Below are 6,674 nucleotides of genomic sequence, written 5' to 3' on the forward strand. Positions count from 1 at the left end.
GATGGACACGGCCGCCGCCGGGCAGGTCATGCCTCGATTGCGCTTGCTTCCAGTTCGGTCTGGGTGCGCAGTCGTTCCGCAAGCAACGAACTGTCTTTTCCACGCCGTTGCAGGATGACGAAGGCGATGGCGCCGAGGACGAACACCACCATCGACACCCATACGTTGATTCTCACGCCGAGGAACTCGTGGGCGAAATCGATGCGCAGGCATTCGATCCATGTGCGTCCGGCGGTGTACCACATGACATACAGCGCGAACAAGGATCCGCATTTGAGGGTGCGGTACGCCTTGTGCCCGATCCACACGAGCAGTGCGGCGCCGATAAGATTCCAAATCATCTCGTACAGGAAGGTCGGGTGGAACAGGGTGCCTGTCGGGCAGGTCGAGCCGTCGTAGCATTGCTCCATGCTGCCGATTGCGGTTCCTGCAGTGTTGAGTTTCAAGCCCCAGGGCAGCGTGGTGGGCGCTCCGTACAGTTCCTGGTTGAACCAGTTGCCCAGACGCCCGATCGCTTGGGCAACCAAGAGCCCAGGTGCCACGCAGTCGGCGAGCAAGGCCATCGGGTAATGCTTGTGCCGGCACCATGCCCATGCGGCCAAGGCACCGAAGACGACGCCGCCCCAGATGCCCAGTCCGCCGTTCCAGATGCGGAACATCTCGACCCAATCGCCGTTGGGCCCGAAGAAGCGTTCCGGTGTGGTGATGATGTGGTACACCCGCGCGCCGATGATGCCTGCCGGAACGGCGCACAACGTGATGTCAAGAATCTGGTCGAAGGTACCGCCTGCGTGCCGCCACCGGTTCGTGGTAATCCAAACCGCGCAGATGATGCCGGCTAGGATGCACAGCGCGTAGAAATGGATGGTCACCGGGCCGATGGTGAACTGCGAAATCGACGGGGACGGGATATAAGCCAGTGTCATGATTCCTTGATGGTAGTAGACGATGGCGATAATACGCCGATGCAGCGGATTGGCGCGCGTCTTGGGCGGGCGGTTACTTCGGAGCCATCTTTGTACCCGCTGTACTGCTGTATTGCAGTAATGTAATACAGCAGTACAGCGGCCTAGGTCGGCTGTGACCACGCGAGGATGCAGAACGAATACGACAGGACCCCGCCAAGCGTCACCTTGGCGGGGTCCTCTCATTGGCGCGGGGGTCGTGAGGGCGGGCCGACTGGCCGAGCGTCTCAGCGCATGGTGTCAATGCCGAGCGTTGTGGATGCCCTCAGCGAGCTCCTCGGTCTTGGCGGCCAATGCGGACAGGCCTTCGTCGAGCGGCTTCGGGGTGCGTTTGGAATCATCGAGCAAGGTGTGCACCAACGCGGAACCGACAATCACGCCATCCGCATACGATCCGACCTGTGCGCCCTGCTCGGGGGTGGACACGCCGATGCCGACGCATACATTCTGCGCACCGGCATCCCTGGTCCGGGCGACGAGATGCTCCGGGGAGGAGGAAAGGGTCGCGCGCTCGCCGGTGACGCCCATACGGGATGCGGCATACACGAAACCGCGTGCGTTCGCTGCGACGATGCGCAGACGCTCATCAGAAGTGTCCGGAGACACCAAGAAGATGCGATCGAGACCGTGGCGGTCAGACGCCTCAATCCATTCACCGGCTTCGTCGGGAATCAGATCAGGCGTGATGATACCGGCGCCGCCGGCATTCTCGAAATCGGTCGCGAAACGTTCCACACCGTAATGGAAGATGAGATTCCAATAGCTCATAACCAGCGGCACACCGCCGGCGTTCGCCACGGTTTCAACCGCTTTGAACACGTCGGCGATGCGCTCGCCGTTGTCGATTGCGATTTTCGACGCCGCTTGGATGACCGGGCCATCCATGACCGGGTCGGAATACGGCAGGCCGATTTCCACGGCGTTGACGCCATGGCGGACCATCGTGTCGAAGGCCTTGAGCGAGTATTCGGGATCCGGGAAACCATACGGCAGGTACCCGATGAACGCGGGCTCGTCGCGCTGCTTGAAGTCATCGAACATCGCGCGGGTCTTGCTCGGTTTATGGCTGATACCGAGAGGCTGTCCTGAAGGGGTTGTTGCGGGGTTAGTCATCGTTCACTCTCCATCTACGCTCGTGCCGTGTGTGCCGTTGGCTTCCAGCGCCTTGCTTTGTTCATCGGTCAGATAGCCAAACCATTTTCCGGCGGTGGCCACGTCCTTGTCTCCGCGTCCCGAGATGTTGACCACAATCACCGGATCGGTGTACCCCTTCGCCTTGAGGTCGGCGGCCGCCTTATAGGCGCCTGCGACGGCGTGGGAGCTTTCGATGGCGGGGATGATGCCTTCGGTCTCGCACAGGTCCTTGAACGCGCTCATCGCTTCATCATCGGTGGCATACGAGTACTGCACGCGGCCGATGTCCTTGAGCCACGCGTGCTCGGGGCCGACGGAGGCGTAATCAAGGCCGGCGGAAATCGAATACGTGTTTTTCGTCTGTCCTTCGGCATCCTCCAGCAGATAGGATTCGGCGCCTTGGAACAGGCCCAGCTCCGCCGCTCCCGGGGTCAGACGTACTGCGTGCTCGCCCGAATCGATGCCGTGGCCGCCGGCTTCGAACCCGTACAGGTTGACACGGGGGTCATCGAGGAAGGCGTTCATGATGCCGATGGCGTTCGAACCGCCGCCGACGCAAGCGCAAATCGCATCCGGATGATCGATGCCGTAGATGTCCTTGAGCTGTTCCTTTGCTTCCTCACCGATGATCTTCTGGAAGTCACGCACGATGGTCGGGAACGGGTGCGGCCCGCAGACCGTGCCGAGCAGGTAATGCGTGGTCTCCACGTTGGTGACCCAGTCACGGAGCGCCTCGTTGATGGCGTCCTTGAGAATACGAGATCCCTGGGTCACTTCGACGACTTCGGCGCCGAGCAGCCGCATACGCGCCACGTTCAACGCTTGACGGCGGGCATCGATTTGACCCATGTAGATGCAGCACTTGAGGCCGAGCAGGGCGCACACCGTCGCCGTCGCGACACCGTGCTGGCCGGCACCGGTCTCCGCAATGACGCGAGTCTTGCCCATGCGCTTGACCAGCAATGCCTGACCCAACGCGTTGTTGATTTTGTGGGCTCCGGTGTGGTTGAGATCCTCACGCTTGAGGAAGACACGGGCGTTGAGCCCGGTCTTCTTGTTGAGCCGTTCGGCGAAACGCGGCGCCTCGGTGAGTTTCGAAGGACGGCCGACATACTGCTCGTTGAGCCGCTTGAGCTCGGCCTGGAAGGACGGGTCGGCCTTGGCTTCGTTGTAGACGCGCTCGAGCTCGTCCAACGCCCCGATCAGCGCCTCCGGAACGAATCGGCCGCCGTACTTGCCGAAGTACGGACCCTGATGTTGTGACAATGGTGTGGATTCTGAGGCTTTCACGCGTTCTCCTGTCTGTATCAGCCTGCGCACCGCCGCGGTATGGTCGTCGGCGGTTGCGACACCTTCACCGACCAGCACCGCATCGGCGCCGGACCGCGCGTAATCCTCGAGCTCGACACTGCCGAACACGCCGGATTCCGCGACTTTGATGACATCATCAGGCAAATCGCTGGCAAGTTCCTGATACTTGCTGACATCCACCTGAAGATTCTTGAGATTGCGGGCGTTGATGCCGATGACCTTCGCCCCCGCATGACGTGCACGCTCAATTTCCTCACGCGTGTGGGTTTCGACCAGTGCGGTCATGCCCAAATCATGGGTGAGCTTAAGCAGCTGGGCGAGGCGGTCATCGTCAAGCGCCGCGACGATGAGGAGCACCAGATCGGCCCCATGCGCCCTGGCCTCCCAGATTTGGTATTTATCGGTGATGAAATCCTTGCGCAACACGGGGATATGCACGGCTTGGCGCACTTGGTCCAGATCGTCAAGGCTCCCGAGGAATCGACGTCCTTCCGTCAACACGGAGATGGCACCGGCTCCCCCGGCCTCATATTCGCGTGCCAGCGCAGCCGGATCGGGAATATCGGCCAAATGCCCTTTGGACGGCGAGGCGCGTTTGATTTCCGCAATGACCGGGATGGCATCGGCGCGTTTGAGCCATTGCGTGGCGTCGAGCGCCGGCGTCCTTGCTTCCGCGAGCCGTTTGAGCTCGTCGAGCGGCGTGCGTTGCGCCCGCTCATGCATGTCTTGCGTGGCTCCTGCCACAAGATCGTCAAGTACTGACATGGTTCCTCCAGAAGTTGTTCCCAAGATTAACGATTCGGATGTGTCATTTCATGGGGATTCCCACATGCCGGCGAATCGGCGTGCGTGGGGACACATCGCCGCTCATCCTCGTGCATGGCGTGGATCCTCGGGTTGCAGCGAACGCAATTGTGCGGCAATCTGGATCGCTTCAACGCTCGCTTCGGCTTTGTTGCGTGTCTCCTGCCATTCGTTGGCTGGCACGGAGTCGAGTACGATGCCGGCGCCCGCTTGCACCGAGGCCTGATGGTCGCGGATGAAGGCGGTGCGGATGGTGATGGCCATATCCATGTTGCCGCTGAAATCGAAGTATCCGGCGGTTCCACCGTAAATACCGCGGTCTGCGGGTTCGAGCTGGTCGATGATGTCAATCGCCTTGGGTTTGGGAGCCCCCGAAAGCGTGCCCGCCGGGAACGCCGAGGTAAAGACGTCGAATACGGTCTTGTCCGGGCTGACCGTGCCGGTCACCGTCGAACAGATGTGCATGATGTGGCTGAACCGTTTGATGTCCATCAGGGAGACGACTTCCACGCTGTCGGGGACGCATACGTGGCTCAGATCGTTGCGGGACAGGTCGACGAGCATGATGTGCTCGCTTCGTTCCTTCGGATCGGCGAGCAGTTCCTGCTCCAGACGGGCGTCTTCTTCCGGGGTGGCGCCGCGGGGACGTGACCCGGCGATCGGGAAGGTCATCGCATGGCCGTCGTCCACCTTGATCAAGGTTTCCGGGCTCGAACCGACGACATTGAAATCACGGCCCTGTGCGTCCGTCAACGAGAAGAAGTACATGTACGGACTCGGATTGAGCGTGCGCAACACCCGGTAGACATCGATCGGATCGGCTGGGGAATCAATGTCGAGACGCTGAGAGATGACGACCTGGAACACGTCCCCGTCGATGATATGCTGCTTGGCGCGTTCGACCGCGCGCTCGTACTGGTCCTTGGGCGTACGGAACCGAAGTTTCGGCTTGGGGACACTCGGGTCGAGGACATTTACCCGGGATTCGCCCTCGGCCGGGGTTGCGGCCTTGCGTTCCATAGTGTCCAGACGCTCGACGGCTCGATCGTAGGCGAGGTCGGCACGGGCCGGCGAATCATCCATGTTGACGGCGTTCGCAATCAGCCACACCGACCCGTTCACATGGTCGACGACGGCGATATCGGTGGCCAGTGCCAGCACCGTTTCCGGCTGGCCGGTCTCATCGGGCGCGTTCGCGCTGAGTGTGGGTTCCCAATGCCTGATGGCATCCCAGCCGACCGTGCCGACCAATCCACTGGTCAGGTTCGGCAGCCCTTCAACGTTGGGCGCCTTGAGCGTCCGCAGGGTGGCATGCGCGACTTCGGCGACATCACCGCTTGTGGGGATGCCTTTGGGCACGGTGCCCAGCCAGCTGGCTTGACCGTGGTCGGAACGCAATTGTGCCATGGAATGCACGCCGATGAAGCTGTACCGGCTCCATGATCCGCCGTATTCCGCGGATTCCAGGATAAACGTGCCACTTGCTCCGCCGGCGAGCCGCTCGTAGAATCCCACGGGTGTCAGTGAATCGGCGAGCAGTCTGCGCACGATAGGAATGACACGGTATCCTTGGTCGGCTAGCTCATGGAATTGGCGGCGGTCCGGCCAGGTTTCGCCCCATCTCAGGTTGGTTACGCTGCACGTGCTCATTGCTGTTCCTGCTCCTTCGTGCGATATCCAACGACAACCTGCAGCGGGCCGCCCTGTTCGAAGCATGACCTCTTGCCGGTGTGGCATGCCGCTCCGACCTGATCGACCTCGACGAGGATGGCGTCGCCGTCGCAGTCGAGATTCAGCGCCTTGACATACTGGACATGCCCGGATGTGTCCCCTTTTCGCCAATATTCCTGCCGTGAACGTGACCAGAAGGTCACACGCCCGGTGGTAAGCGTGCGTCGGAGGGCTTCGTCGTTCATGTATCCGACCATGAGCACTTCGCGCGTGTCGTATTGCTGGATGACTGCGGCGACAAGTCCTTTGTCGTCACGTTTGAGTCTTGCGGCGATCCTTGGGTCGAGCACGGTGCTGTTGTCGTATTGCGGCTGTGGATCATTGCCATTCGATGCCATGGGTTTCGCTCCCTGTCTGTTGGCTTGTTGTTGGGATGTCATTGTCGCCAAGCATCGGCGTGAGGTTGCCCGTCCACCGACGCGGAAAGCGGGTACTGAAGAAAACGAGAAAGAAACGTCGGAACGACGGACTGGCATGATTGCGCTGCGGCCATATCCGGATGTCTCAGCGTGTCCTCGGAATGCTGTTGGGTCAGCGTACCGTGTAGCCGGCCTTGCGCAGCTCGGCTTTGACTTCGCCGATCGTCATCTTCCCGTAATGGAAGACCGACGCCGCGAGGACCGCATCGGCTCCGGCCGCGATGGCTGGAGGGAAATCCTCTACCTTGCCGGCCCTGCCGCTGGCGATGATCGGTATGGTGACCTGCGAACGCATCGCACGAATCATCTC

The 6,674-nt window shown here is 61.1% G+C and carries 6 protein-coding genes; all 6 read right to left on the reverse strand.

Annotated features, from left to right (window positions below; translation table 11 throughout):
- Positions 1-26: 26 nt before the first annotated feature.
- Positions 27-926, reverse strand: a complete 900-nt coding sequence (gene lgt / locus ACI38B_RS05880; RefSeq protein WP_439729936.1) for a prolipoprotein diacylglyceryl transferase — start codon at positions 924-926, stop codon at positions 27-29.
- Between the two features lie 279 nt (positions 927-1,205).
- Positions 1,206-2,078 (reverse strand): tryptophan synthase subunit alpha, encoded by an 873-nt coding sequence (gene trpA, locus ACI38B_RS05885; protein ID WP_439729937.1) that lies wholly within the window; start codon positions 2,076-2,078, stop codon positions 1,206-1,208.
- Positions 2,079-2,081: 3 nt separating this feature from the next.
- A complete protein-coding gene (gene trpB, locus ACI38B_RS05890; RefSeq protein ID WP_439729938.1) occupies positions 2,082-4,175 on the reverse strand; it encodes a tryptophan synthase subunit beta in 2,094 nt (697 codons plus the stop codon).
- Positions 4,176-4,277: 102 nt separating this feature from the next.
- Positions 4,278-5,864, reverse strand: a complete 1,587-nt coding sequence (locus tag ACI38B_RS05895; RefSeq protein ID WP_439729939.1) for a chorismate-binding protein — start codon at positions 5,862-5,864, stop codon at positions 4,278-4,280.
- Positions 5,861-6,283 carry a phosphoribosyl-AMP cyclohydrolase gene (gene hisI / locus ACI38B_RS05900; RefSeq protein ID WP_439729940.1) on the reverse strand — a complete coding sequence of 141 codons (423 nt, stop codon included), beginning with the start codon at positions 6,281-6,283 and terminating at the stop codon, positions 5,861-5,863. The genes ACI38B_RS05895 and hisI overlap by 4 nt, the downstream gene beginning before the upstream one ends.
- A gap of 193 nt (positions 6,284-6,476) precedes the next feature.
- On the reverse strand, positions 6,477-6,674 hold a 198-nt coding region (locus ACI38B_RS05905; RefSeq protein WP_439729941.1), incomplete at its 5' end, for a HisA/HisF-related TIM barrel protein.

Source organism: Bifidobacterium sp., assembly GCF_051876855.1.
Classification (GTDB): domain Bacteria; phylum Actinomycetota; class Actinomycetes; order Actinomycetales; family Bifidobacteriaceae; genus Bifidobacterium.

Coding starts and splice junctions, on each gene's coding strand:
- lgt (WP_439729936.1), bottom strand. CDS start 926: ATGACACTGGCTTATATCCCGTCCCCGTCGATTTCGCAGTTCACCATC.
- trpA (WP_439729937.1), bottom strand. CDS start 2,078: ATGACTAACCCCGCAACAACCCCTTCAGGACAGCCTCTCGGTATCAGC.
- trpB (WP_439729938.1), bottom strand. CDS start 4,175: ATGTCAGTACTTGACGATCTTGTGGCAGGAGCCACGCAAGACATGCAT.
- ACI38B_RS05895 (WP_439729939.1), bottom strand. CDS start 5,864: ATGAGCACGTGCAGCGTAACCAACCTGAGATGGGGCGAAACCTGGCCG.
- hisI (WP_439729940.1), bottom strand. CDS start 6,283: ATGGCATCGAATGGCAATGATCCACAGCCGCAATACGACAACAGCACC.